This window comes from Morganella sp. Je.2.23, from assembly GCF_051129855.1.
GTDB classification, from domain to species: Bacteria; Pseudomonadota; Gammaproteobacteria; order Enterobacterales; family Enterobacteriaceae; genus Morganella; species Morganella sibonii.
This window is the reverse complement of sequence record NZ_JBCPSQ010000002.1, coordinates 185766-211235: the sequence shown is the minus strand read 5'-3', so window position 1 is coordinate 211235 and position 25470 is coordinate 185766. Positions and strand designations below refer to the sequence as shown.

The following is a 25470-nucleotide window of genomic DNA, read 5'->3' as shown; positions in this document are numbered from 1 at the left end:
CCGCAGGTTCGTTGGCTGCTCTCTGTCACCCCGGTCACATACTGATGTATGCTCCCGGTGTGCCGCAGATCAGGATAAAAAAAGGCAGCCGTTTGGCTGCCTGACAGAAATAAGTGCCGGATTAACCCAGGATACGGGCTAATTCCTGACTGACTTCGCTTACCGGACGGGTGCCGTCAATACGGTTGTATTTCACGTCACTCATCTGAGCTTCTTTCTGATAGTACTCAATCAGTGGTGCAGTCAGCTGATGGTATTCCACCAGACGCTTACGGACGGTTTCTTCCTGATCATCTTTACGGATGGTCAGCTCTTCACCGGTCACGTCGTCTTTATTTTCTGTCTTCGGCGGATTGTATTTTACATGATACACACGGCCTGAGCCTGCGTGCACGCGGCGGCCGATAATACGGTCAACGATAATGTCATCCGGAACATCGAATTCCAGAACGAAATCAACGGTGATACCGGCTTCTTTCATTGCATCTGCCTGCGGAATGGTACGCGGGAACCCGTCCAGCAGGAAGCCGTTACGGCAGTCATCCTGTTTGATGCGCTCTTTAACCAGTGCGATAACTAATGCGTCAGTCACTAATTTGCCGTTGTCCATCAGTTCTTTTGCCTGGAGACCCAATTCACTGCCGGATTTCACTGCTGCACGCAGCATGTCACCCGTCGAGATCTGAGGGATCCCGTATTTTTCCATGATAAACTGAGCCTGAGTCCCTTTACCGGCGCCCGGAGCGCCGAGCAGAATAATACGCATTGCGTAAACCCCTTGCTGGTTGCTTTTTTATAATTCGGATAAAAACAAGCTACCATACCATTTGTCAGGGTATGGACTCAAGAAAAGCGGGGAAACTCTCCCGTTCGTTTTTACTGATTTCAATGAAAAAACCACATGATTATCATGAAATCATGTGGTTTTTAAGCGGGTTATGCGCGATTGCGCTCACCCGGCGCGGGAACGCCTGTTTTTAGCCTAATAACAGACTATTCATCCGGGAAACGAATTCGTTCGGATCTTCCAGGGTTCCGCGTTCAACAAACAGTGCCTGATCGAGCAGCAGATTGATCCAGTCGGCAAAGCGGCTTTCGTCCTGCTGATCTGCGGCCAGTTTCACCAGCGGATGCTCCGGGTTCAGCTCAAAGTTATATTTCACTTCCGGTGCCTGCTGACCGGCTGCGGCGAACAGTTTCGCCATCTGCGTACTCATATCATCCGCATCAGTGGTCACAATCGCCGGCGTTGACGTCAGACGGTGTGTCAGTTTCACTTCTTTCACACGGTCACCGAGCAGTGTTTTCACACGATCAATAAACGGCGCCAGCTCTTTGTCTGCTTCTTCTTTCGCTGCCGGATCTTCATCCGCCAGTTTTTCCAGCGATTCATCCGCCTTGCTGACAGACTGGAAGGTTTTACCATCAAATTCATTGAGGTAATTCATCATCCACTCATCGATACGATCGGAGAGCAGCAGTACTTCAATGCCTTTCTTACGGAATAACTCCAGATGCGGGCTGTTTTTCGCCGCTGCATAGCTGTCTGCGGTGATGTAGTAAATTTTTTCCTGACCTTCCGCCATGCGGGAAACATAATCCGCCAGGGAAACGGTCTGTGCGGAGCTGTCTTCTTTCGTGCTGGCAAAACGCAGCAGTTTGGCGATCAGTTCCGCATTGGTGCTGTCCTCACCCGGGCCTTCTTTCAGAACCAGACCGAACTGCTGCCAGAAAGTCTGGTATTTTTCAGCATCATTATTCGCCAGTTTCTCCAGCATCTGCAGAACACGTTTGGTCAGTGCACTGCGCAGGCTGCGGGTCACAGCGCTGTCCTGTAAAATTTCACGGGAGACGTTCAGCGGCAGATCATTCGAATCTATCAGACCGCGCACAAAGCGCAGGTAGTTCGGCATGAACTGTTCCGCATCATCCATAATAAAGACGCGCTGGACATACAGGCTCAGGCCGCGGCGCTGATCGCGGTGCCACAGGTCAAACGGTGCCACGGACGGGATATAGAGCAGGCTGGTGTACTCCTGCTTCCCTTCCACTCGGTTATGCGCCCATGTCAGCGGATCAGCGAAATCATGGGAGAGATGCTTGTAAAACTCATTATATTCTTCATCACTGATGTCGTTCTTATTGCGCGTCCACAGTGCCTGAGCTTTGTTGATTTTTTCCCAGATGACAGTACCGTCTTCTTCATTTTTGCTTTCGATTTCCACCGGCAGCGCGATATGGTCAGAATACTTGCCGATAACCGAGCGCAGACGCCAGTCATCCAGGAACTCGTCTTCCCCTTCACGGAAATGCAGAGTGATTTCAGTACCGCGTGAATCCTTGTGGGTTTTGGCGATAGAGTAATCCCCTTCCCCTTCAGACTCCCAGAACACCGCCTGGTCAGACGGCACACCCGCCGCACGGGTGATAACAGTGACTTTGTCCGCCACGATAAAGGCAGAATAGAACCCCACCCCGAACTGGCCGATCAGCTGGCTGTCTTTTGCCGCGTCGGAGCCGAGTGATTCCAGGAATGCTTTGGTGCCGGATTTGGCAATCGTACCCAGATTGTCGATGACTTCATCGCGGGTCATCCCGATACCGTTATCACTGATGGTCAGTGTACGCTTTTCTTTATCAGCGGACAGACGGACATGCAGATCACCATCGTTTTCATACAGTGAACTGTCAGATAAGGCACGGAAACGCAGCTTATCGGCCGCATCAGAGGCGTTGGAGATAAGCTCGCGCAGGAAAATTTCTTTGTTGGAATAAAGTGAGTGGATCATTAACTGCAGAAGTTGTTTTACTTCTGACTGAAAACCACGGGTTTCTTGTTCTTGCAGACTCATGAATAACCTCAGACTGACTTATCAACGAAAAAAAACAGGATAAAAATCAGGTGGGGCCGGTCTTCAGATTTTCAAGGCAAACGGGGAATTTTTTGTGACAATTCTGAGGAAAAGTGACAGACGGCGCAGGCCGTCTGTCCGGGTAACAGGCAGAAACCGCCGTCAGTAATCGCTGTTGTAACGGATTTTCTGACGTCCGGCGATGGAGTGGGACAAGGTTGTGCCATCCACCATTTCCAGTTCGCCCCCGACCGGTACGCCGTGAGCGATACGGCTGGCTGAAACATCATACTGCGCGCACATTTCCGCAATATAATTGGCCGTCGCTTCCCCTTCCACTGTCGGATTGGTCGCCAGGATCACCTCATTGAGAGTTTCCTGAGACAGCCGCTCCTCCAGTTTATCCAGCCCGATATCTGCCGGACCGATACCGTCCAGCGGCGACAGGTGTCCCATCAGCACAAAGTAACGGCCGGAGAACTGCCCTGTCTGCTCGATAGCGTGGATATCCGCAGGGCTTTCCACCACACAGATAAGGCCGGTCTGCTGACGGCGCGGATTGGCACAGATAGTACACTGCTCCTGCTCGGTAAAGGTCCGGCAGTCGCGGCAGTGGCCGATTTCCGACATCGCGCGGGTCAGCGCCTGCGCCAGACGCATACCGCCGCTGCGGTCACGCTGTAACAGCTGAAACGCCATACGCTGGGCCGATTTCGGCCCGACGCCCGGCAGACAGCGCAGGGCGTCCATCAGTGCTTCAAGAAGCGGACTGGTTTGCATCAGAACGGCATCTTAAAGCCCGGCGGCAGCTGCATTCCGCTGGATACTGACGCCATTTTTTCTTTCTGGGTTTCGTCGATACGACGTGCGGCATCATTAAATGCGGCAGCAATCAGATCTTCGAGCATCTCTTTGTCATCTTCCATCAGGCTTGGATCGATTTCCACGCGGCGGCAGTTATGTGCGCCGTTGATAGTGACTTTAACCAGGCCCGCACCGGATTCACCGGTGACTTCCGTATTTGCAATCTCTTCCTGCATCTGCTGCATCTTATCCTGCATTTGCTGGGCTTGTTTCATGAGATTGCCCAAACCGCCTTTACCGAACATAGTTTTCTCTCTTTGACTAAATTGCGTATTCCAACGCAAGGTGGTTAAACAGGCCGGATACTCTCTTCATCCAGTTCCGCATCAAAAAAGGTCAGCAGAGTCTGAATGGTTTTATCCGTCACAATGGACTGACGCGCCTGCGCCAGCATCTCTTCATAGATAGCCTGCCGCCATTCCAGCGGCGTTTTTATGCTGACATCATCATCTTCACAAATAGTGAGACTGATAACTTTACCATAAAGTTCACTCAGTGCATCACTCAGCATACTGTGTGCTGATTTTGAATTCAGGTGGCGCTGGGAGGAGCGCAGATGCAGACAGATACTGTCTTCACCGGTCTGTTCTTTCACTGCATTCAGCGCCAGCTGCTGCACCAGTTTCGGCAACTGCATTTTATCAATATCTGCCGCCCATGCATCACGTTCACGGGCAGCAACAGCGAGTTTTTCAGCCACTTCCGGCGTTTTTTCATGCTCAAGGGCTTTTTTGATATCTTTCGGCCGTGTAACCGGGGCCTTTTCTTCCGGTTCATCCTGTTTCTGCGGACGCCACTGATACGGCTGCGGTTTACCGGATGCTTTCGGCTGCGGTGCAGACGCAACATGCCCCCGGCGGTTTTCAGTCACGGCAGCAAGTCGCTCCAGTGCTGAGTTCGCCGGTTTAACCTTATCTGTTAAGGTAACCGGCTCAGACTTTTTTGACGGCGGAGTCTCCTGCCGGTTCAGCGCATCACGGGCTTTCAGCAACTGCGCAGTCGGGCTGTTCTCCGTTTCCGGTGACATCACCGGCGGCGGTGTGCTGTGTGCCGGTGCGGCAGGTTCCGGTCTCTGCGGCTGTGACGGTAAAGAAACCGGTGCCACGGACGGCGCGGTGATCACTTCATCAATCACATTACGCGGATGGAATGCCAGCGCGCGCAGCAGCGCCATTTCAGCGCCCATTCGTCTGTCCGGGGCATACGGCAGCTCTTTGCGGCCGACCAGCAGTGTCTGATAATAGAGTTGCAGATCTGCCGGAGCAATAGCCCGGGCGAGGATACGCAGACGCTCTTCTGTCACACCGGCAGCACTGTTTTCCTGTACCGGCAGCAGTTGCAGCATGGCAATTTTATGCAGCGCAGCCAGCATTTCTGTCAGCAGATTATCCCAGTCCGCGCCCCGTGATGCGGCATCATTCACGCCGTTCATCACCTGAACGCCATCCCCTTTGACCAGGGCTTCCAGGATAGTCAGGGGCTGCTCGTCGTCGAGAGTGCCGAGCATCTGAGTGACCACGTCCGTGGTCACTTTTCCGGCACCGAGCGCAATCGCCTGATCCGCCAGACTCAGCGCATCACGCATACTGCCATCAGCGGCACGGGCCAGTAACAGTCGTGCGCGGGCATCGTTTTCAATCTGTTCGGCAGTCAGAATAGTATCAAGCTGCTGACTGATCTGATCCACATCCAGCGCTTTAAGATGGAACTGTAAGCAGCGCGATAAAATTGTTACCGGCAGCTTTTGCGGGTCCGTTGTGGCCAGCAGGAATTTGACGTGCTCCGGCGGCTCTTCCAGGGTTTTCAGCAGCGCATTAAAGCTGTGACGGGAGAGCATGTGGACTTCATCGATCAGATAAACTTTGAAACGCCCGCGTGACGGGGCGTACTGGACGTTATCCAGCAGTTCACGGGTATCTTCCACCTTGGTGCGCGACGCGGCATCGATCTCAATCAGATCAACAAACCGCCCCTGCTCAATTTCCAGGCAGTTCTGGCATTTGCCGCACGGTGTGGCGGTGATGCCCTGCTCACAGTTAAGACCTTTGGCAAACAGGCGCGCAAGGGTGGTTTTTCCGACCCCGCGGGTACCGGAAAAGAGATAGGCGTGGTGAAGCCGCTGATGTTCCAGCCCGTTTGCGAGCGCTGTCAGAACATGCTGCTGACCGATAACCTGTGAAAATGTTTGTGGTCGCCACTTACGGGCAAGGACTTGATAGCTCATGGATTCCGCAGAGAGTGAACATGATTTTCCATCATGCTACCACAGCCTCACCACAATGGGCGAGGCTGAGTTTGCGTTTAATACAGGGGAAAGACTCAGCCGCCGGCATATTCCAGCAGGCAGAAGCTGTGCACACCTTCCGCTTCAAGGCGTTCGGCGCCGCCGAGATCCGGCAGGCCGATAATAAAGGCGGCTTCATGTACTTCACCGCCCAGGCGGCGGATCAGGCGGATAGTTGCATTCACCGTACCGCCGGTGGCCAGCAGGTCATCAACAACCAGCACGCTGTCACCACTGCTGATGCTGTCTTTATGCATCTCCAGCGTGTCAGTGCCGTATTCCAGATCATAGGTCTCGCTGAGGGTATCACACGGTAATTTCCCTTTTTTGCGGACCGGCACAAAGCCGACACCCAGACGTAACGCAACCGGTGCGCCGAATAAGAATCCACGGGCTTCAGTGCCCACGACTTTGGTGATCCCTTTGTCTGCGAAATGCTCCACCAGCATATCAATCGTCAGACGATACGCTTCCGGATTAGCCAGTAATGTGGTGATGTCGCGAAACAGTACCCCTTCCTTAGGATAGTCAGGGATAGTCCGGATACTTTCTTTAATAAATTGCAGTTGTTCAGCAGTTGCGCTCATAATAGGTGCCATAGAGATAACACGAAACCTCAGAATCTATGCAAATCAGGGGAAAATTGCAACCGTATCCCGTGACTTTGCCGATTATTTGTTGTTTTATATCAAACAGACTAAAAAATGCTCCTGTAACTATGATCTTCAACAACGATCCCGGGCACATTTCACTGAGGCGGATAATGAACACCAGACAATTGTTACAGGCGCTGCGGCAGAAAATCAGCGTACTGGAAACACAGATTGCACCGATAGCGGACCGGGAACTGAGCCAGCGCCGCTTCGATGATACCCTGTTCGCCGCCCGTAATAAAACCCTTCGCCTCTGTATGGATGAATTACTGCACCATACTGACCAGCTTGAGCAGTGCGCGGATGAGAACCGGGCGGAACAGGTACGCTTCCTGGCCGAAAAAATTGTCGCCCAGATTGCGGCACTGAACCGCGAGGCCGCCACACAGTCACTGCGGCAGAAAGAGCAGGGCTATGTGAAACGGGACAGTCAGGTGGATCTGTATCAGCGCCTGGCACAACATCAGGATTATGAACGCCGCCTGGCACAAATGACCGATGACCGCGAACTGGCTCTCGGCCGCGCACAGACCTTTGCCGAACAACAAAAAATCCAGAAAGAACTGGCGGCGCTGGCCGGACGCCTTGTCCGCTGCCGTCAGGCTTTACAGCGCATTGAACGGCAGATTGAACGCCACGACGGCACCGAATTTTAATCAGACAGCGGATATCCCATGAGTCTTGAAAATGCCCCCGATGAGGTAAAACTGGCGGTCGATCTTATCTGCCTGCTGGAAGAGAACCGTATCCCGGCCGAAACCGTGCTCGCGGCGTTACAGATTGTCCGCCGCGATTATGAAAACAAACTGCGCGATACTGACGGTGATCAGGCCGGCTGAGCGCCGTCATCCTTCTCTTTTCCCTGTACCTGCACTTCTTTGCCGCTGTTCTGATCGTGGAGATACACTTCCAGCTGGTTGAAGGCGATATTGATATCGTTTTCACGCGCCATCCGGTCAATAGCACGGTTCACTTCATCCGTAGTGGCACTGCGGTCGCCGATGGTGCGCACATAGAAACGCAGCTGGTGATCAAGGCTGCTGGCACCAAACTCGGTGAAATACACGCCCGGCGCCGGATCTGTCATCACTTTCGGGTTATCTGTGGCCGCTTTCAGCAGAACCTCTTTCACTTTCGCCAGATCTGAACCGTAAGCCACCCCGACATTAATCACAATCCGCGTTACCGTATCGGAGAGCGACCAGTTGGTCAGGCGCTCGGTCATAAAGGCTTTGTTCGGGATAATGACCTCTTTGCGGTCAAAATCAATTACCGTGGTTGCTCGGATGCGGATCTTGTTAACTGTCCCGGAGAAGGTGCCGATAGTGACAGTATCGCCGATACGGATCGGGCGTTCGAACAGAATAATGATACCTGAGACAAAGTTGGCGAAGATCTCCTGTAACCCGAAGCTGAGGCCGAAGGTCAGGGCTGCCGCCAGCCACTGTAATTTACCCCACGACACCCCGAGAGTCCCGAATGCGGCAATGGTTCCGATCCCGACAATCAGGTACGTCAGAATAGTGGTGATGGCATACGACGTTCCCTGACGCAGCGAGAGCCGCGAAAGCACAAGAACTTCCAGTAAACCGGGCAGGTTGCGCATCATTATCCAGGACACCACCACAATCAGCACCGACAGAATCAGATCGCCGAGCGTGACCGCTTCCACCACATTCCCCAGCGTGGTATCCACGTTGTAATGCCACAGTGTGATACTGTCGAAGAAAGAGAAAATAGTAATAAAATCAGACCATATTCCGTAGAATGCGGCGGCAAAGACAATAAACAGCACCATGGATGTCAGGCGCAGCGACTGCTGGTTAATCAGCTCCATCGACATCGGCGGCTCTTCCACAATCATATCCGGGACATCATCCCCGTCATGCTGTTCTTTAAGCTGGATCTGCTGTTTCTGACGGCGGGCCAGCGCACGCTGATAGGTCAGACGCCGTGCCGCCAGTGCCAGGCCGCGCAAACTGGAGTGATACACGATATACCACAGCAGCAGCAGATAGAGGCTGTCTATCCAGCGGCTGCTCAGGCGCAGTGCGGTGTAGTAATACCCCAGCCCGACCAGCACCACCAGCACCAGAGGGGAGAACGTCAGCAAGGTCAGCAGGACAGCCCGCACCAGGTGAGAGCCCTTTTCGCGCCAGATCTCAATGCAGAACGGCAGTGTGAAGATAAAGACAAATACCAGTGCCACCGGCACCACCAGCTGTCCTATCACATCGTCCACCAGACGCAGCGGGTATTCCATACCGTAAGCCGCCCACAGCATAATCGGCAGCAGAGGCAGAGCCAGGCGCAGCAGTCTGCGGCGGCCGGTCCGGCAGATTTCCGGATCAATACCGAAGTGCGTGACGGCGATCCCTTCCGGTTTCATAATCCGGTAACTCCACTCAAACAGCACCCAGAAGAGTGCCAGCTGGCGGGAGATAGTCCACATCAGCGCGGAATCCGCGCTGCCGGTTTTCAGACAGAAATACCCGAAAGCAATCACAAACAGCGAGGAAGGCAGGGTTTTGATCAGCATCAGCCCCAGCGCCATCGGGGTGTAGATCTGACGGTCTTTTTTCAGACGCCCGACATTGGTATTAATTTCAGCCAGTTTGGTATCTATATTCTTGGTACCGAAACGCAGCAGCAGCGCAATAATCAGCAGCGGAACGGTAATAAAGAGGGAATCGACAAAGCCGTTGATCAGACTTTGCAGCGACCAGTTCAGATCCAGTGACGTCAGTTCCTGTTTAACCGCACCCGGGAAGGACTGAAACCAGGCCAGGTTGACCGGTTTGTTACTGTTGACCCAGAAAATCTGCTGCGCGAGGGTTTTCTCCAGTGAGGCGACCACCGTCACGAGCTGAGTCTGATCCAGTTGCAGGTTAATCGCCTGGGAAATCTGATTACCCATCTGGGTGTTCAGCTGATCCAGCAGATCCTGACGGACAGACACCACCTGTACCAGCGCATGCTTCTGTGCCCGCAGCTCTGCTTCCGTTTCCGGCATATCATGCGTTTTGGCATATTCATCAATCAGGGTGCTGACAAAACTGTCCGGCTGATAGAGCTTGTCACGCTGCTGGTTGATTTCAAACTGTTCCAGACGCATGTCGGCGATTCTGTCCGGTAAATCCTTAATCAGCAGATCCGGCGGCAAATCGATCTGCTCTTTAAACAGGATACGGGAGAGCAGCAGGCTGCCGCGCAGCACGGTGATCTGCTCTTTGAGGTTGCGCTCGGATTGCAGTGCGCGGTCAAGAATACTGCGGACTTTGATGGTACGCTGCACCAGCTGGTTATTGTCACGGGTGGCGGCGACCAGTTTTTCACTTAATTCATGGTTCAGGGCAATTTCACGCAGCACCAGCGGATCATCCCGCATATTGCGCTGGGTATCATCCGAGCTCTGTGCTTCTTTTGCCGCCTCTTCCGAATAATCCAGCCGTTTGCTGCTGACCGTTTCCTGAATCACATCGATATAGCTTTCCAGCTGTTTGATGTGTTCACCCACATAATCACGCTGCACCTGAAGCAGATTCTGTAATTGCGTATTCGACTGCAATGCACGCTTCTGATAATCAATCTGCTGCTGTAAGTAATACTGCTCCACCTGAAGAGACTCGATTTCAGTCGGCCTCAGTACTTTCTGAGCCGCCATAGAGTCATTCAGTTCAACACGGATTTGCTGTAAACGCTGCACATTGGCATACATGATATTCTGCGCGCGCTCCGGCTGGGTCTGGAGAGCAATCAGATCACTGTTATAAGAAGAGAGGTTATTTTGTGCGGTCTGCAACGCTTCAAGGGTGTTGTTTAGTTTCAGTTCCAGCTGTGAAAGCGGCAGACGCTCAACAGAGGCGCGGTAATCAGCCAGACCTTCATCCGTTAATGATTTAATCTGTGTTAATTTTTGTGTGACCTGTTCTGACAGACGCGGGGCTTCATCCACCCGCTTTTTCAGTTCCTGTGATTTTTCTTTGAGGGTATCCAGATTGTCATAAAATACCAGCGCCCGCTCCAGATCCTGCACGGACAATTTATCCGCAGCCGTCTGTTCTTTACGGTTATTCAGGGCATTCAGTTCAGTCTGGATTGTGTTACGGTCAGGAATCTCCTGAACGGCCGCCGCCGCACTGTTCTGAATCAGCACCGGCAACAGAAAGAAAAAACAGGTAAAAAGACGGAGAAAAATCCGTCTCAGCAGACCGGAAGCCGGGACACGGCTGACTTGCTTCATCATAATATCCACTTGTATCTGCCCTTCCCCGGCTGTCCGTTTCAGACTATCTGATTAAAAAGTAATGATTTTTTCAGCATCAAGGGACCACTGCGCCAGTTCGGCCAGTGTGCCTATTTCCACCCCGTCCACCAGCGGAAGTTCAGAGATACCGCGGGCATCGGTGCAGGTTTTGCACAGTTTAATGGCTGTTTTCTGTGCCAGCAGGATCTCCAGCATCTGTTTCAGGTTATAACCCTCTTTCGGCTGCTGACCGCGTAATCCGGCTACCACCGCATCTGACATCAGAAAAACATTCATCGGCACCTGACTGTCCTGCTCTTTAATTGCAATCGCCAGACGCAGTGCATTAAATAAAGATTCACTGCCATATGCAGCGCCATTGGCAATAATTAATACAGGCTTCATACATGATATCCTTAAGGTTAATATAATAAAATGTAAATCAGGCGTCTGCCGGCGTCAGCTGCATATTTTTACTGAGCATTAACATATCCAGATAACCGTCAACCAAATATTCCGCCTGTCCGTCAATATTAAAACTCTCACTGGAAAAGAGCCAGTTTTCTAACAGTCCGGTTACCATCCCGCGCAGCATGATTGCCGCACGGCGCAGGTCGAGGGTTGACGGCAGCAGTCCCAGTGTCACACTTTCGATCAGGAAAGATTCAATTCTTGAGTATTCCGCAGCATATAAATTTTGTCTGATGGTAATTAATTCGCTCATTTCACCGGTAAATTCACATTTATGAAATGAAATACTCAGAATAGCCCGCATTTTGGGATCGGATACCACTGAGGTCAGAATGTAAATTAATATTTTCTTAAACACTAAAAGTGGATTATCCGGGTATTTTGCCCGATACTCTTGTTCAATAACGCCAATTTTTGTATCGGTTATCGAACAGACTTCAGTAAACAGATCAACTTTATTTTTGAAGTGCCAATAGATCGCACCACGGGTCACACCTGCTTGCTTAGCAATATCCACTAATGACGTCGCAGATACGCCCCGCTCACTGAAAGCGGTTAATGCGGCCTCAATAATCTGCCGGCGGGTTTCTCCGGCCTGCTGTTTAGTTTTTCGTGCCATGTAAGGCCTGTGTCATCTGAAGTTAATTTACATACATTCGTGTATGTTTGTATTATAGCACGCTGATTTATTAGTTAATCAACCATATTTACCGGTTAAAAATCGACATTTTATAGAGGTTTACTATGCGAAAAAACAGAGGCGTTCTACCTCTGGCTATGCTCGTTCTGTCCGGGAGCTTTCTGCTGTCCGGATGTGGTGAAGAGCAGAAGCAAGGGGGCGAAATGCCACCGCCGGACGTTAAAGTCGTTACACTGAAAGCTGCACCACTGACAGTGAGCACGGAACTGCCGGGACGAACTTCTGCATACCGCATCGCGGAAGTGCGCCCTCAGGTCGGCGGCATTATTTTAAAACGCAACTACAAAGAAGGAAGTGACGTCAAAGAAGGCGAATCGCTCTATCAAATCGATCCGGCTCCTTTTCAGGCTACGCTGAACAGCGCACAGGCTGAACTGGCAAAAGCCAAAGCGAACGCCGAGCTGGCCCGCCTGACAGTGAACCGCTATAAACCGTTGCTGGGAACAAACTATATCAGCCGCCAGGATTATGATGAGGCGGTCTCCACGCATGCACAGGCTCAGGCTGCGGTTCAGGCTGCACAGGCTGCTGTTCAGACTGCGCAAATCAACCTGAACTACACCAAAGTCACCTCCCCGATTGCCGGTCTGTCCGGTAAATCAAACGTGACTGAAGGTGCATTAGTGGCAACGGGTCAGACCCAGCCGCTGACACTGGTTCAGCAGATTGACCCTATCTATGTGGATGTAACCCAGTCCAGTGATGATTACCTGCGTCTGAAACAAGAAATCGCCAGCGGCGCCGTGGATAAAGAACAGGGTAAAGTTGCTGTCAGCCTGGTGACGGCTGAAAACAAAGATTATACCCATAAAGGTTATCTGGAATTCTCCGACGTGACTGTCGATGAAACCACCGGCTCTATCACTATGCGTGCCGTGTTCCCGAACCCGCAGGAATCCCTGCTGCCGGGAATGTTTGTCCGCGCCCGTGTGGATGAAGGTGTCCGTCCTGACGCAATCCTGGTTCCGCAGGAAGGGGTTATCCGTACGGCCAAAGGCGGCGCAGTGGTTAACGTGGTCAACGCCAAAAATGAAATCGAAGTCCGTCCGGTCACTGTCGGTCAGTCTTACGGTAACAAATGGCTGATTACCTCCGGTGTGAACGACGGGGAGCGCGTGGTGGTTGAAGGCTTCCAGAAAATCAAAGCGGGTGCTGCCGTTAAGGCAACAGAAGCAGATTTAAATGCACAGCCGGCGGCTGCGCCGAAAAATACTGAATCTGCTCAGAAGTCCCAATAAGGAGTCAGTGATTCATGCCAAAGTTTTTTATTGAAAGACCGATATTTGCATGGGTAATCGCAATTATTACCATGCTTGCAGGTCTGTTGGCGATCATGAAATTGCCTGTGGCACAGTATCCGACTGTTGCGCCGCCGACCATTTCAATTTCCGCAAACTATCCGGGTGCGGATGCCGAGACAGTTCAGAATACGGTAACTCAGGTTATCGAACAGAACATGAACGGTATCGACAAGATGGTGTACATGTCTTCAACCAGTGACTCAGCGGGTAGTATGAATATCTCGCTGACCTTTGAAGCTGACGCCAACCCGGATATTGCCCAGGTTCAGGTTCAGAACAAACTCCAGCTGGCAATGCCGCTGCTTCCTCAGGAAGTTCAGCAGCAGGGTATTACCGTTGAAAAATCCACCAGTTCCTTCCTGCTGGTGGCCGGTTTCGTGTCTGAGGACGGTACCATGTCCCAGAACGATATCGCGGACTACGTCGGCTCTAACGTCAAAGACCCGATCAGCCGTGTGACCGGGGTTGGTGAAACCCAGCTCTTCGGTACTCAGTATGCCATGCGTATCTGGCTCGATCCGGACAAACTGGTGAAATATAACCTGAGCACCATTGATATCATCAATGCGATTCAGGTGCAGAATAACCAGGTTGCCGCCGGTCAGCTGGGGGGAACACCGCCGGTACCAAACCAGCGTCTGAATACCTCTATTATTGCGCAGACCCGTCTGAACACGCCTGAGCAGTTTCAGGAAATCATGCTGCGGGTTAATACTGACGGTTCGGTTGTCCGCCTGAAAGATGTTGCTTACGTGGAACTCGGTGCCGAGAACTACGGGATTATCGCGCGTTATAACGGGAAACCGGCAGCCGGTATCGGTATCAAGCTGGCAACCGGTGCTAACGCCCTGGATACCGCCAAAGCGGTTCGCGATAAACTGACAGAAATGTCAGAGTTTTTCCCTGACGGCCTGGAAGTTGTTTACCCGTACGATACAACACCATTCGTTAAAATCTCCATTTTCGAAGTGGTGAAAACACTGGTTGAAGCAATCATGCTGGTGTTCGTGGTGATGTATCTGTTCCTGCAAAACTTCCGTGCGACACTGATCCCGACTATCGCCGTACCGGTGGTACTGCTGGGGACCTTTGCCACCCTTGCCGCATTCGGGTATTCGATAAATACCCTGACGATGTTCGCGATGGTGCTGGCAATCGGTCTTCTGGTGGATGACGCCATCGTGGTGGTGGAAAACGTCGAGCGTGTCATGCAGGAAACCGGCCTGCCGCCGAAAGAAGCCACAAAAGTGTCGATGGGTCAGATCCAGAGTGCTCTGGTCGGTATTGCCATGGTGTTATCAGCGGTATTTATTCCGATGGCCTTCTTCGGCGGGTCAACCGGGGCAATTTACCGTCAGTTCTCCATTACCATTGTTTCCGCGATGATATTGTCAGTCTTCGTGGCGCTGATCCTGACACCGGCACTGTGTGCCACCATGCTCAAGCCGGTTGCCAAAGGCAGCCACGGCAGTCAGACCGGTTTCTTCGGCTGGTTTAACCGTGTGTTTGAGAAACAGACCCACCACTACACTGACAGTGTCGGCCGTATGCTGCGCGGCACCGGACGTTACCTGCTGATCTATGTGCTGCTGGTCGCGGGTATGATCGTGATGTTCACCCGTCTGCCGACTTCTTTCTTACCGGAAGAAGATCAGGGCGTACTGCTCTCGATGGTTCAGTTACCACCGGGTTCGACGCAGGAACAAACTCAGACTGTTCTTGATGGTGTCAGTAAGTACTATCTGGAAGATGAGAAAAAAGTCGTTGAATCTGTCTTTACCGTTAACGGCTTCGGCTTCGCGGGTCAGGGACAGAACATGGGTCTGGCGTTTATTGTTCTGAAAAACTGGGACGAACGTAAAGCAAAAGAAGATAAGGTGGAAGCGGTTGTTGCACGCGCCAACCAGCACTTCTTTACCAATTCGTCAGCCTCGATTTTCGCGGTAAACATTCCGCCGATTGTGGAACTGGGTTCATCCAGCGGTTTTGACCTCGAACTGATGGATAACGCTAACCAGGGTCACGAAGCACTGACCGCAGCCCGTAATCAGTTACTGAAGATGGCAGGCGAGCATCCGGATATGCTGGTGCAGGTGCGCCCGAACGGGATGGAAGATACCTCTCAGTATCATATCCATGTTGATCAGCAGAAAGCCGAGGCATTAGGGGTTGATATCAAGACCATTAACGCCGCGCTGAGCACCATGTTCGGCGGCAGCTACGTCAATGACTTTATCGACCGCGGTCGTGTGAAGAAAGTGTACGTACAGGCTGATGCACCGTTCCGTATGCAGCCGAAAAATATTGCTGAGCAGTATGTCCGCAATAACCAGGGTCAGATGGTACCGTTCTCTGCCTTTATCGATACGAAAAAGGATCCGTGGACCTTCGGTTCACCGCGCCTTGAACGTTATAACGGTATTCCTGCTATGCAGATTCAGGGCAGCGCCGCACCGGGCAAGAGTAGTGGTGATGCGATGGCACTGATGGAAAACATGGCGAAAGAACTGCCGCAGGGCTTTGGTGTTGAGTGGACAGGTATGTCTTACCAGGAAAAACTGTCCGGTAACCAGGCGCCTGCACTGTATACCATCTCTCTGATCGTGGTCTTCCTCTGTCTGGCGGCCCTGTATGAGAGCTGGTCGGTTCCGTTCTCGGTTATGCTGGTGGTTCCGCTCGGGGTTATCGGTGCACTGTTACTGACCCATGCACGCGGGCTGGACAACGACGTGTACTTCAAGGTCGGCCTGCTGACCACCATTGGTCTGTCGGCGAAGAACGCCATCCTGATTGTGGAATTCGCCAAAGACCTGATGGAGAAAGAAGGTAAAGGGCTGATTGAGGCAACACTGGAAGCCGTTAAGATGCGTCTGCGCCCTATTCTGATGACATCGCTGGCCTTTATGCTCGGGGTTATTCCGTTAGTCCTGAGTAACGGTGCCGGTTCCGGTGCACAGAACGCCGTAGGTACCGGGGTGTTCGGTGGTATGATCGCCGCGACATCACTGGCTATCTTCTTCGTACCGGTCTTCTATGTGGTTATCCGCCGCCGCTTCAGTAAGAAGAGTGAAGACATTGAGCATGCTCATGCGGTAACGCAGAAGAGCGATAGTCCTGACGGATTTTAATCCTGCTTAAACATAAAAAGGTCACATTAGTGACCTTTTTTATTTTCACGCCATGATAAATATTTTTAAATTTGAGTAAGAAGAACTTAAATAAACAATAGATAAAAGTAAATTATAACATTCCGCAAATGTAAGGTTTTGTCATAACCCGTAATGATTCCCCACCGCGCTATTCCACAAAAAACCAATAAATTTAATAAGATGAGTAATTATACCCGGTGCGTTCAGGCATTTACTCTGCATTTAAATTTACTTTTTTTGTATTTTGGCTAGTGACAAGTGCTGAAATAGTGTTATATTACAAACAGGATTAAATCAGATCTTTTTATTCACGTCTTTTTCCGGAACGTTATGTTCACTAACTGAAACAGATTAACATGTAATCAGCATCTGATTATCCACTTGTGCTGAACAGAACCTTACATTACCTTTATTTATAATTAAAGGCGGTTGATATATATAATATACCGACGTCGATAGCGTAATAACTTACTCATGTGTTAATTATAATTTAACGTTTTTCAGCGCCTTATCATTCCCGGCTACATTCAGGAGGTGATTATGGACGAGTATTCTCCACGAAATTACGATATTGCGGTACTGAAGTATCTGTGTGATGAACTTTGCCGTGAAGGCACACAAACTCTCATCAGAAGCAATAATTTTTGGGTTAATGATTTAGCCTCAGATTCAAACTTAAAACTTAACGAATTATTAGGTTACATTGCTGACGTGACCTGGAGTTTTAAGATAAAACATACACAAAATAAGGATCTCATCTCATTTGTCGATGAATACATCGATGAAACTTACGCGCTGTTTGGTCAGATGGAAGTTTCATTTAATGATGTTGAGGAATGGAAGAAGATGGCATCACTGGTAAGCAGCATGCTGACCAGCGAGGGGCATCTGGTCCACTAACGGAATACAGAACTAAAATCAGTATATTGCGTACTAACAACTCAGCAAGAAGATGACATATGATGACTAAACTTGACTATCTCATGCGCTTACGTAAGTGCACTTCGATCGAAACACTGGAACGTGTCATTGAGAAGAACAAATATGAACTGACTGATGACGAGCTGGAGGTTTTTTATTCAGCTGCCGATCATCGTCTGGCCGAATTAACCATGAATAAACTGTATGACAAAATCCCGGCGTCTGTCTGGAAATTTGTCCGTTAATTCAGTCTGCTGTAACCGCCTCTCTCAGGCATTGTCTTATTTTTAGTGATCACGGGCCAAAGGCACAGCTGACTGACTTTGGCTTTCGATCATGCCTGCTATTTATCCCGCTATTCCTTACTTATATTACGATATATATATTGTTTATAACAAAAGTATATATTTTATGTTTGTTTCACTCACCAGATTATTAAATCCTGATACGCATTTATTAAACACCGGGTATACCGAAAATTTTATTTTCAGTTTTCACTACTATAACGGGTTAAATCAAAAATAGGATTTTTATCTAATCATGCGCTTTTATGTGAAACTCACTCTTTTACACTGAGAACATAAAACAAATTTTACTCATATTGTTATATCCCTGAATCCGGTGCGACCCTCTGAAAGTCCCGGTTTGTGCTGTCAGGCATAATGTCAAATTATGAATATATTAATATGATGCACCGGATGAATGGTGAATGAATAACAGGTGAATAACGAAGACAACCACCGGATGCAGACAGAGGCATTCAGAATCAATAACAGGAGAATAGCGGCAGGTACTGCAGAAATGGGTGGGGGCCTTGCCAGCGACATCCCGGCACACAATTCCCCTGCTATGGCTGCTTCCTTCCGGACCTGACCGAGTTAACAAGTTCATGTTGCGGGAGAACCAACAAAGCCCCCATAGGAACCCTCAATAATGAGGCGGTGCCATTATCCGGGATCATTACTGAAATAGCAAGGCAACCGGGACTGACCGCTGTAATTTTACACACCTCTGACATAACCATACACACCTGCCGGCCGGGAACCGCACATAACGGCGGTTTATCATTTTTCAATTGCACTGACAGCGATTAGAATGGACGGTTCCTGCTGAAAAGATGAATAAGGGTAACTATGAGCCTGGCGTTAGAAAACCTGATAAACCTGATGGCACTGGAAAAACTCGAAGACGGGTTATTCCGGGGGCAAAGTGAAGATCTCGGCCTGCCGCAGGTCTTTGGCGGACAAGTTGCCGGACAGGCACTGTATGCAGCGGGACAGACCGTTCCGGCTGATCGCCGCGTTCATTCATTCCATAGCTATTTTCTGCGCCCGGGCGACAGCCATAAACCCATTATTTATGATGTGGAAAATCTGCGTGACGGCAAAAGTTTCAGTGCCCGCCGTGTCAGCGCTATTCAGAACGGAAAGCCGATTTTCTATATGACCGCCTCTTTCCAGGGGGAAGAGAGCAGTTTTGAGCATCAGAATGCCATGCCGGACGTGGCCGGCCCCGACGGGCTTGTTTCTGAAACCGATATAGCCCGGAAAATTGCTGCTGCTCTGCCGCCGAAAATGCAGGCGCTGTTTCTGCGTGAACAAGCCATTGAATGGCGCCCGGTGCAGTTTTACAGCCCGTTTCAGAATCCCGCAAGTCCGCCGGTACGTTATACCTGGCTGAAAACCAATGGTGCAATGCCGGATGATCAGGCGCTGCATCAGTATCTGCTCAGCTATGCCTCTGACTATAACTTCCTGCCGACCGCGCTTCAGCCTCATGGCTACGGTTTTATGCAGCCGGAAATTCAGATTGCCACGATTGATCACTCCATGTGGTATCACCGCCCGTTCCGGCTGGATGAATGGCTGCTGTATGCTGTGGAAAGCCCGACAGCATCCGGCGGGCGCGGATTTGTTCGTGGTCACTTCTATAATCAGGCTGGTGTGCTGGTTGCCTCCACAGTCCAGGAAGGCGTTCTGCGCTTACGGGATATCTAAACGTCCCGGCAATAAAAAATCCCCGCTGCACACCAGTGAGCGGGGGCTTACTTTTTCCGGCTATGAACGGTTATAAGCCTGTTCGCCGTGCGTGCTGATATCCAGCCCGTTGATCTCATCCTCTTCTGTACAACGTACGCCGGTTGTCAGTGCCGCGCATTTGAATGCGATGTAAGTAATCACTCCGCTCCAGAGCACAGTCACCAGGATACTCTCCGCCTGTATCCATAACTGATGCAACATCGTGACGCCTTCCGCATAACCTGTGCCGCCGAGTGCCGATGCCGTGAAAATGCCGGTCAGCAAACATCCGGCGATACCGCAGACGCCGTGAATGCCAAAAACATCACAGACATCATCTGCTTTCAGCCGGCGCTTCAGGGCTGTAACGCCCCAGTAACCGGCAATACCACTGATCAGTCCGATGACAACCGCTCCCGGAACACCCACCGTCCCTGCGGCAGGCGTGATCCCGACCAAACCGCTGATACACCCGGAGCACGCACCAAGAAGTGAGGGCTTACCCCGCATACACCATTCTGCGATCACCCATGCCAGCACCCCTGCGGCCACCGCAATCACGGTATTCAGAAAAGCCAGCGCCGCAATACCATCCGGTTTTCCGGCAGATCCGGCATTAAACCCGAACCAGCCGATATAGAGGATAGCGGTACCGGTAAATACCATCGGCAGGCTGTGCGGTTTGGTGGCGGCTTTCCCCGGCAACCGGCGCGGTCCTAATATGTAAGCACCAACTAACCCGGCAACTGCCGCGTTGATATGCACAACGGTTCCCCCGGCAAAATCCAGAGCACCATCTTCCGCCAGCCAGCCGCCGCCCCAGACCATATGCGCCATCGGTACATACGCCAGGGAGAACCAGATCACCGTAAATAACAGAAAGGCAGTAAATTTGATCCGCTCCGCCAGCGCTCCGGTGATGAGTGCAACCGTAATTGCCGCAAAAGATCCCTGAAAAATAACGTGTGTCAGCTGGCTGATGCTGCCGCTGTTACTGACCGGTGTGATCCCGCTGAGAAATGCATGAGATAACCCGCCGATCACACTGTTTCCGTCAGAAAACGCCATACTGTAGCCATAGAAAATCCATAACAGCAACACCAGAGCAAAACTAACGATGACTTGTGTCATCACTGACAATACATTCTCACGCCGTACCAGTCCGCCGTAAAACAGAGCGATACCGGGCAGAGTCATAAAATAGACCAGTGCCGCACAGATCAGCATAAACCCGTTATCCGCGCGATCCATCCCTTCCGTTGCGCTGTAAGCCGATGCCGGCAGTACCGCAGATATCACAACAGGCAATACTATTTTTCGTTTCATCATCTGAGTATCTCCGCGCGGTTTAAATGGCATCATCATTTTGCTCACCGGTACGTATCCGTACCGCCTGAGTAATTTCTGAAACAAATATTTTTCCGTCACCGATACTGCCTGTGTATGCTGACCGGCAAATCGCATCAACAATGCGATCAAGGCAATCATCAGCCACAACAATATTAATCTGTGTCTTCGGCAGGAAATCGGTGCTGTACTCTTCCCCGCGGTACAGTTCGGTATGTCCTTTTTGTCTGCCCGCGCCCCGTACTTCCAGTACGGTTAATCCCTGAATACCTTCTTCGTTCAGCGCATCTCTGACGTCATTAAGTTTAAAAGGCTTGATGATGGCCATTATCATTTTCATCGCATGCTCCGCTTCAGGTTGTTGTTGTCCTGTGGATAAATTGCAAAAGTGATGCCAATGCATGAAATAAAAATTAAATTATTTAATAACAACAGGATAGAAATAAAAAAGGCGTCTGAATCATCAGACGCCTTTTCCGCTAACGGGAGGATTGCACTTTTTTACAGCATCATGCACCTGTTTATGTGAACGATCTCACAATTATAGTGCAGGAGCTTCGCTCTCTTCCGGGGCATTCAGTGATTCCCCGACCTGCTGCAACTGATACATCTGGTAATAGCGGCCTTTCTCTGCCAGCAGCGCCCGGTGAGAGCCGGATTCCGCCATTTCGCCGCGGTTAAGCACATAAATGGTATCGGCATCCACAATGGTGGACAGACGGTGTGCAATTACCACCAGCGTGGTTTCACGACGGATCAGTTGCAGAGCTTTCTGAATGGCCTGTTCAGTACCGGAGTCAATATTGGCGGTTGCTTCATCCAGGATCAGGATTTTCGGGGTCTGTACCAGCACCCGCGCCATTGCCAGCAACTGTTTCTGCCCGTCAGACAGCGTGTTACCCTGCTCGCCCAGTTCCGTATCCAGCCCGTGCTCAAGCTGTGAAATATGCTCACTCAGTTGAACCATGTCCAGCACTCGGCGGATACGCTCATCATCAATATCCCGTCCGAGAGTGATATTGTCGCGGAAGGAGGCGGCCATAATAACCGGGTCCTGCTGCACCATTGCAATGCCCTGCCGCAGTGCTTTATGTGAAAACTGTTCCAGCGGTCGCCCGCCGAGACTGATTTCCCCGGCCTGCCACGGGTAATAGCCCATCAGCAGATTCGCCAGTGTGCTTTTCCCGCTGCCGGTGTGCCCGACAAAGGCGACAAAGCTGTGCTCTGGTACATCCATACTGATATCGCGCAGTACCGGTTTTCCGGGCTGATAAGCAAATGTCAGGTGTGATACGCGGATACTGCCGCAGGTCAGCGGCTGATCATCTGCCCCGTACTGCTGCTGCGGGCTGTCCATCAGCTCAAAAACACGTTCCCCGGAGATCACCGCCTGCTGTAAAACAGACTGCTGGGATGTCAGTGTGATCAGCGGTTCATTCAGCCGCCCGAGGTAGGTAATAAAGGCGTACAGCACCCCGACGCCGATAATCCCTGTACCCTCAACCCCGAACAGCAACATCAGGCCGCAGAGGATAGCCGCCGAAAACAGGCTCAGCAGCGGACGCAGTAAAATACCGTCCAGCCGCAGTGCCGCCATTCTGACCTCATAATGACGGCGGTTGGCGGCAAACATCCGTTCACCGAAACGCGCCTGCTGGCGGAACTGCTGAATAACCGTCATGCCGCTGATAACTTCATGAAAACCGTCATTAATATCCGCCAGATAACTGCGCACCCGGCGTACAATCGGCGTACTCAGCCGCTGGTAGATCCACATCACCAGCATTACCGCCGGGAACATCGCGGTTGCCACCAGTGCCATCCGCCACTCCAGGGAGTACATGGCGATCAGCATCACCACAATCAGTGCGATACTGCGGAACAGTGTCGGCAGAACGTTCACGAACAAGTCTTTGATCATTTCCGTGTCATTGGTGACACGGGAGATCAGTTGCCCGACCGGCTGAGTGTCAAATGCGCTCAGCGGCTGACGCAGTGCGGCGTCCATCACATCGGCCCGCAGTGTCTGTACCACGCCGACAGCCGCCTGATTGAAGTAGATCAGTTGGAAATAGTGCAGCAGCGAGGCGGCAATCTGTAAAGCGATAAACCCGGCCACCAGCCATAGTGTCACGGACAGAACAATCTGGTTTTTCGCCACCATATTATCAATGAAATAACTGACCAGAACAGGTGCGGCAACTTCTGCAATGGCTGTCAGCCACAGCATCACAATGGCAGCAGCCATCGGGCGGCGGTAGTTACGGCCGTATCCGAGCAGGCGTTTCAGCGACGGCCACAGGTTTTTTGCCGCTTCAGGGCGGATCTGTTCACTCATCGAGCGCGGCCTCTAACTGCTGATAATGATACATTTCGCGATACCATCCGTTCTGATTAATCAGTTCCTGATGACGCCCCTGAGCACTGATACCGCCTTGTTGCAGAACAAGAATATTGTCTGCCTCTGTCAGCGCGGAAAGCCGGTGCGCACTGATAATCACCGTGCGTCCTTCGCCCCACTGCCGCAGATTTTGCAGTATCCGGTGTTCGGTCTGCCCGTCCACCGCGGAAAGGGCATCATCGAGGATCAGGATTTCCGCATCCATCAGCAATGCGCGGGCAATGGAGATCCGCTGTTTCTGTCCGCCGGACAACATAACGCCCCGCTCACCGGCCTGAGTCTCATAGCCGAGCGGCAGACGCTCAATATCATCATGTACACTGGCCAGCCGGGCAGCATGTTCAATCTCTTCCTGTGTCGCCCCGGGCCGTCCCAGCGCAATGTTGTTGGCAATCGTATCGGAGAACAGAAACGGGGTCTGATTCACGACAGCCAGCCGGGCATGCCAGCCGGAGAATGTCAGTTCAGGCAGTGGTTTACCCTGAAAACAAATTTTGCCTGCTGTCACATCGTAATGACGCTGGATCAGTGCCAGCAGTGTGGATTTACCGCAGCCCGTCGGGCCGCACAGCCCGAGCAACTGACCCGGTTTCAGGGTAAAACGGACATCATGCAGAACCGTCCGGCGGCTTTCCGGATAACAAAATTCATCCACCGCCACTGACAGCTCACCGCGCCCGGGCGCCGGGGCATCAGTACCGTCCGCCAGTACCGGCGGTGTTTCAAGAAGAGACTGGATACGGCTGTAGGCCGCACTGCCGCGCTCCACAATATTAAACATCCAGGCCAGCGCCAGCATCGGCCAGATCATCAGCCCGAGATACATAATAAAACTGGTCAGCCCGCCGAGTGTCAGTGTACCCTGCACCACCATCCAGCTGCCGCCGGCAACCGCGAGCAGGTTGGACATCCCGATCGCCATGATGATGGTCGGATCAAAGCGGGCATCCACCTGTGCCACATGCATATTTTTGCGTCCGGCTTCGGCCGCCACAGATTCAAACCGGGAAGACTGGTGATCTTCCAGGCCAAACGCCTTTATCATCCGGATACTGCTGAGGCTTTCCTGAGCGTGATTATTCAGTGAGGAGAATGCACCCTGTGCTGTTTTAAAGCGCTGATGAAGCTGCTGTCCGTAACGTTTGATCGCCAGTGCCATCAGCGGCATCGGCAGCAGGGACAGCAGTGTCAGCTGCCAGCTGATCTCAATGCTCATCGTCAGCAGCACCACGAGCCCCATGACGAACGAATCCACCAGCGTCAGTACACCTTCTCCGGCGGCAAACACCACTTTATCCACATCGTTGGTACTGCGCGCGATCAGATCACCGGTACGGTAACGGTGATAGAACGCCGGGGACTGGCGGCTGAACTGCTGATAAAAATCCTGCCGCAGACGCACCGCCAGCTTATAGGATGCGCCGAATAACCAGACCCGCCAGATATAGCGCAGAATATAAATCACCAGCGCAATAAGCAGCATCACACCGACCCAGCCCCACAGCGCCGGGGTAGTCATCGTTTCTTTGGTCACGCCGTCAACAATAATGCCGACAAAACGCGGCGGCAGGATCTGTAATACCGCGATAATGATCAGAAAAGTGACCGCACCGGTATAGCGCCGCCATTCACTGAGGAAATACCATTTTAATTGGGCAAATAATCTCACAGGATCCCGTTAACATCTCAGGTTAATAATCAGTCCGCTTTGCATTTCTCCGGAATCGGCAATGCGGTGGTGTACTTTATGCGCTCCATCGCGAAATTGGAAGTCACATCAATTAAACCGGGTACACCGTTGACCAGTTTTTTGTAAAAATGATCGAAGCATTTCATATCCACCACTTCGACCTGCAGCATGTAATCGAATTCCCCGGCCATACGGTAAAACTCCACCACATCAGGCATCTGCTGCACATACTCCACAAACTGAGTATACCACTCGCTGCTGTGATGTTGTGTCTTGATCATGACAATCACGGTCAGTCCCAGCCCGAGTTTTTCCGGGTCAAGTAACGCCACGCGTTTACGGATGTAACCGTCATCCTCCAGCCGCTTCAGTCGTTTCCAGCAGGGAGTGGATGTCAGATTTACCGCTTCGGACAGTGTGTTCAGTGATAATGACGCATCTTCCTGCAAGAGTTGTAACAATTTACGGTCTGTTTTATCTAACATATCGCCACCAGAGAGAATAAATTTCTCCATATCATGCATGATAAAGAAAATAGAAAAAGCCTTTTCTCTCACAGAATTGCTAAGATGC

21 protein-coding genes and 1 other RNA gene are annotated in these 25470 nt (G+C 51.5%); 7 read left to right on the top strand and 15 right to left on the bottom strand.

Translation table 11 applies throughout. From position 1 onward, the window contains the following. Positions 1-121: 121 nt before the first annotated feature. The 6 genes from adk to apt all read right to left on the bottom strand — a co-directional run bounded on the left by adk (position 122) and on the right by apt (position 6599). Positions 122-766, bottom strand: coding sequence for an adenylate kinase (adk, locus tag AAZR23_RS11465; RefSeq protein ID WP_046893187.1), 645 nt, complete (start codon positions 764-766; stop codon positions 122-124). A gap of 211 nt (positions 767-977) precedes the next feature. Further along, the gene (gene htpG / locus AAZR23_RS11460) at positions 978-2852 is read right to left on the bottom strand and encodes a molecular chaperone HtpG (protein ID WP_434692672.1); all 1875 of its coding nucleotides are present in this window, start codon (positions 2850-2852) and stop codon (positions 978-980) included. 162 nt (positions 2853-3014) lie between these two features. After that, complete coding sequence (gene recR / locus AAZR23_RS11455) at positions 3015-3632, bottom strand: recombination mediator RecR (RefSeq protein ID WP_046893185.1); 618 nt, start codon at positions 3630-3632, stop codon at positions 3015-3017. Further along, the gene (locus AAZR23_RS11450) at positions 3632-3961 is read right to left on the bottom strand and encodes a YbaB/EbfC family nucleoid-associated protein (protein ID WP_015422952.1); all 330 of its coding nucleotides are present in this window, start codon (positions 3959-3961) and stop codon (positions 3632-3634) included. Before AAZR23_RS11450 ends, recR begins: the two co-directional genes overlap by 1 nt. 44 nt (positions 3962-4005) lie before the next feature. Beyond that, complete coding sequence (gene dnaX, locus AAZR23_RS11445; RefSeq protein WP_434692668.1) at positions 4006-5940, bottom strand: DNA polymerase III subunit gamma/tau; 1935 nt, start codon at positions 5938-5940, stop codon at positions 4006-4008. 95 nt (positions 5941-6035) lie between these two features. Continuing rightward, positions 6036-6599 (bottom strand): adenine phosphoribosyltransferase, encoded by a 564-nt coding sequence (gene apt, locus AAZR23_RS11440; protein WP_410795813.1) that lies wholly within the window; start codon positions 6597-6599, stop codon positions 6036-6038. A gap of 164 nt (positions 6600-6763) precedes the next feature. Here apt and priC point away from each other — a divergent pair, with 164 nt between their 5' ends. Both priC and rsmS read left to right on the top strand, forming a co-directional pair. Next, the gene (gene priC, locus AAZR23_RS11435) at positions 6764-7309 is read left to right on the top strand and encodes a primosomal replication protein PriC (protein WP_046893183.1); all 546 of its coding nucleotides are present in this window, start codon (positions 6764-6766) and stop codon (positions 7307-7309) included. An 18-nt stretch (positions 7310-7327) separates the two neighbouring features. Beyond that, on the top strand, positions 7328-7492 hold the full coding sequence (rsmS, locus tag AAZR23_RS11430) for a pleiotropic regulatory protein RsmS (protein WP_072161289.1): 165 nt from the start codon (positions 7328-7330) through the stop codon (positions 7490-7492). On the opposite strand, the gene mscK is transcribed toward rsmS, so the two are convergent. From mscK to acrR, 3 genes are read right to left on the bottom strand one after another with little or no spacing between them, the layout of a single operon-like run. Beyond that, positions 7480-10896, bottom strand: coding sequence for a mechanosensitive channel MscK (gene mscK / locus AAZR23_RS11425; protein ID WP_218428468.1), 3417 nt, complete (start codon positions 10894-10896; stop codon positions 7480-7482). The two genes, rsmS and mscK, sit on opposite strands and share 13 nt — an antisense overlap. Before the next feature lie 54 nt (positions 10897-10950). After that, entirely contained in the window at positions 10951-11304 is a 354-nt protein-coding gene (locus AAZR23_RS11420; RefSeq protein ID WP_046893182.1) for a DsrE/DsrF/TusD sulfur relay family protein, read from the bottom strand. Positions 11305-11341: 37 nt separating this feature from the next. Next, positions 11342-11989, bottom strand: a complete 648-nt coding sequence (acrR, locus tag AAZR23_RS11415; RefSeq protein ID WP_046893181.1) for a multidrug efflux transporter transcriptional repressor AcrR — start codon at positions 11987-11989, stop codon at positions 11342-11344. Between the two features lie 125 nt (positions 11990-12114). Between acrR and AAZR23_RS11410 the strand changes: the two genes are divergently transcribed. The 4 genes from AAZR23_RS11410 to AAZR23_RS11395 all read left to right on the top strand — a co-directional run bounded on the left by AAZR23_RS11410 (position 12115) and on the right by AAZR23_RS11395 (position 17686). Next, positions 12115-13308 carry an efflux RND transporter periplasmic adaptor subunit gene (locus AAZR23_RS11410; RefSeq protein WP_166708462.1) on the top strand — a complete coding sequence of 398 codons (1194 nt, stop codon included), beginning with the start codon at positions 12115-12117 and terminating at the stop codon, positions 13306-13308. 14 nt (positions 13309-13322) lie between these two features. Next, the gene (locus AAZR23_RS11405; protein ID WP_166708463.1) at positions 13323-16499 is read left to right on the top strand and encodes an efflux RND transporter permease subunit; all 3177 of its coding nucleotides are present in this window, start codon (positions 13323-13325) and stop codon (positions 16497-16499) included. Between the two features lie 561 nt (positions 16500-17060). Further along, entirely contained in the window at positions 17061-17420 is a 360-nt protein-coding gene (gene tomB, locus AAZR23_RS11400) for an Hha toxicity modulator TomB (protein WP_046893178.1), read from the top strand. 62 nt (positions 17421-17482) lie between these two features. Then, positions 17483-17686 carry an HHA domain-containing protein gene (locus AAZR23_RS11395; RefSeq protein ID WP_024474604.1) on the top strand — a complete coding sequence of 68 codons (204 nt, stop codon included), beginning with the start codon at positions 17483-17485 and terminating at the stop codon, positions 17684-17686. A gap of 567 nt (positions 17687-18253) precedes the next feature. Here AAZR23_RS11395 and ffs read toward each other — a convergent pair. Continuing rightward, an RNA gene (ffs, locus tag AAZR23_RS11390) (signal recognition particle sRNA small type) lies at positions 18254-18350 on the bottom strand. A gap of 224 nt (positions 18351-18574) precedes the next feature. On the opposite strand from ffs, the gene tesB reads away from it, so the two are divergent. Then, a complete protein-coding gene (tesB, locus tag AAZR23_RS11385; RefSeq protein ID WP_166708464.1) occupies positions 18575-19438 on the top strand; it encodes an acyl-CoA thioesterase II in 864 nt (287 codons plus the stop codon). Positions 19439-19498: 60 nt separating this feature from the next. Here the strand turns inward: tesB and amtB are convergent, their stop codons facing one another. From amtB to AAZR23_RS11360, 5 genes are all read right to left on the bottom strand, one after another. Next, positions 19499-20788, bottom strand: coding sequence for an ammonium transporter AmtB (amtB, locus tag AAZR23_RS11380; RefSeq protein WP_166708465.1), 1290 nt, complete (start codon positions 20786-20788; stop codon positions 19499-19501). A 19-nt stretch (positions 20789-20807) separates the two neighbouring features. Then, on the bottom strand, positions 20808-21146 hold the full coding sequence (locus tag AAZR23_RS11375) for a P-II family nitrogen regulator (protein ID WP_218426587.1): 339 nt from the start codon (positions 21144-21146) through the stop codon (positions 20808-20810). Between the two features lie 201 nt (positions 21147-21347). Further along, positions 21348-23144 carry a SmdB family multidrug efflux ABC transporter permease/ATP-binding protein gene (locus AAZR23_RS11370; protein ID WP_434692662.1) on the bottom strand — a complete coding sequence of 599 codons (1797 nt, stop codon included), beginning with the start codon at positions 23142-23144 and terminating at the stop codon, positions 21348-21350. Continuing rightward, the gene (locus AAZR23_RS11365) at positions 23137-24876 is read right to left on the bottom strand and encodes a SmdA family multidrug ABC transporter permease/ATP-binding protein (RefSeq protein ID WP_182105248.1); all 1740 of its coding nucleotides are present in this window, start codon (positions 24874-24876) and stop codon (positions 23137-23139) included. Before AAZR23_RS11365 ends, AAZR23_RS11370 begins: the two co-directional genes overlap by 8 nt. 29 nt (positions 24877-24905) lie before the next feature. Next, positions 24906-25382, bottom strand: a complete 477-nt coding sequence (locus AAZR23_RS11360) for an Lrp/AsnC family transcriptional regulator (protein WP_046893228.1) — start codon at positions 25380-25382, stop codon at positions 24906-24908. Positions 25383-25470: the final 88 nt, after the last annotated feature.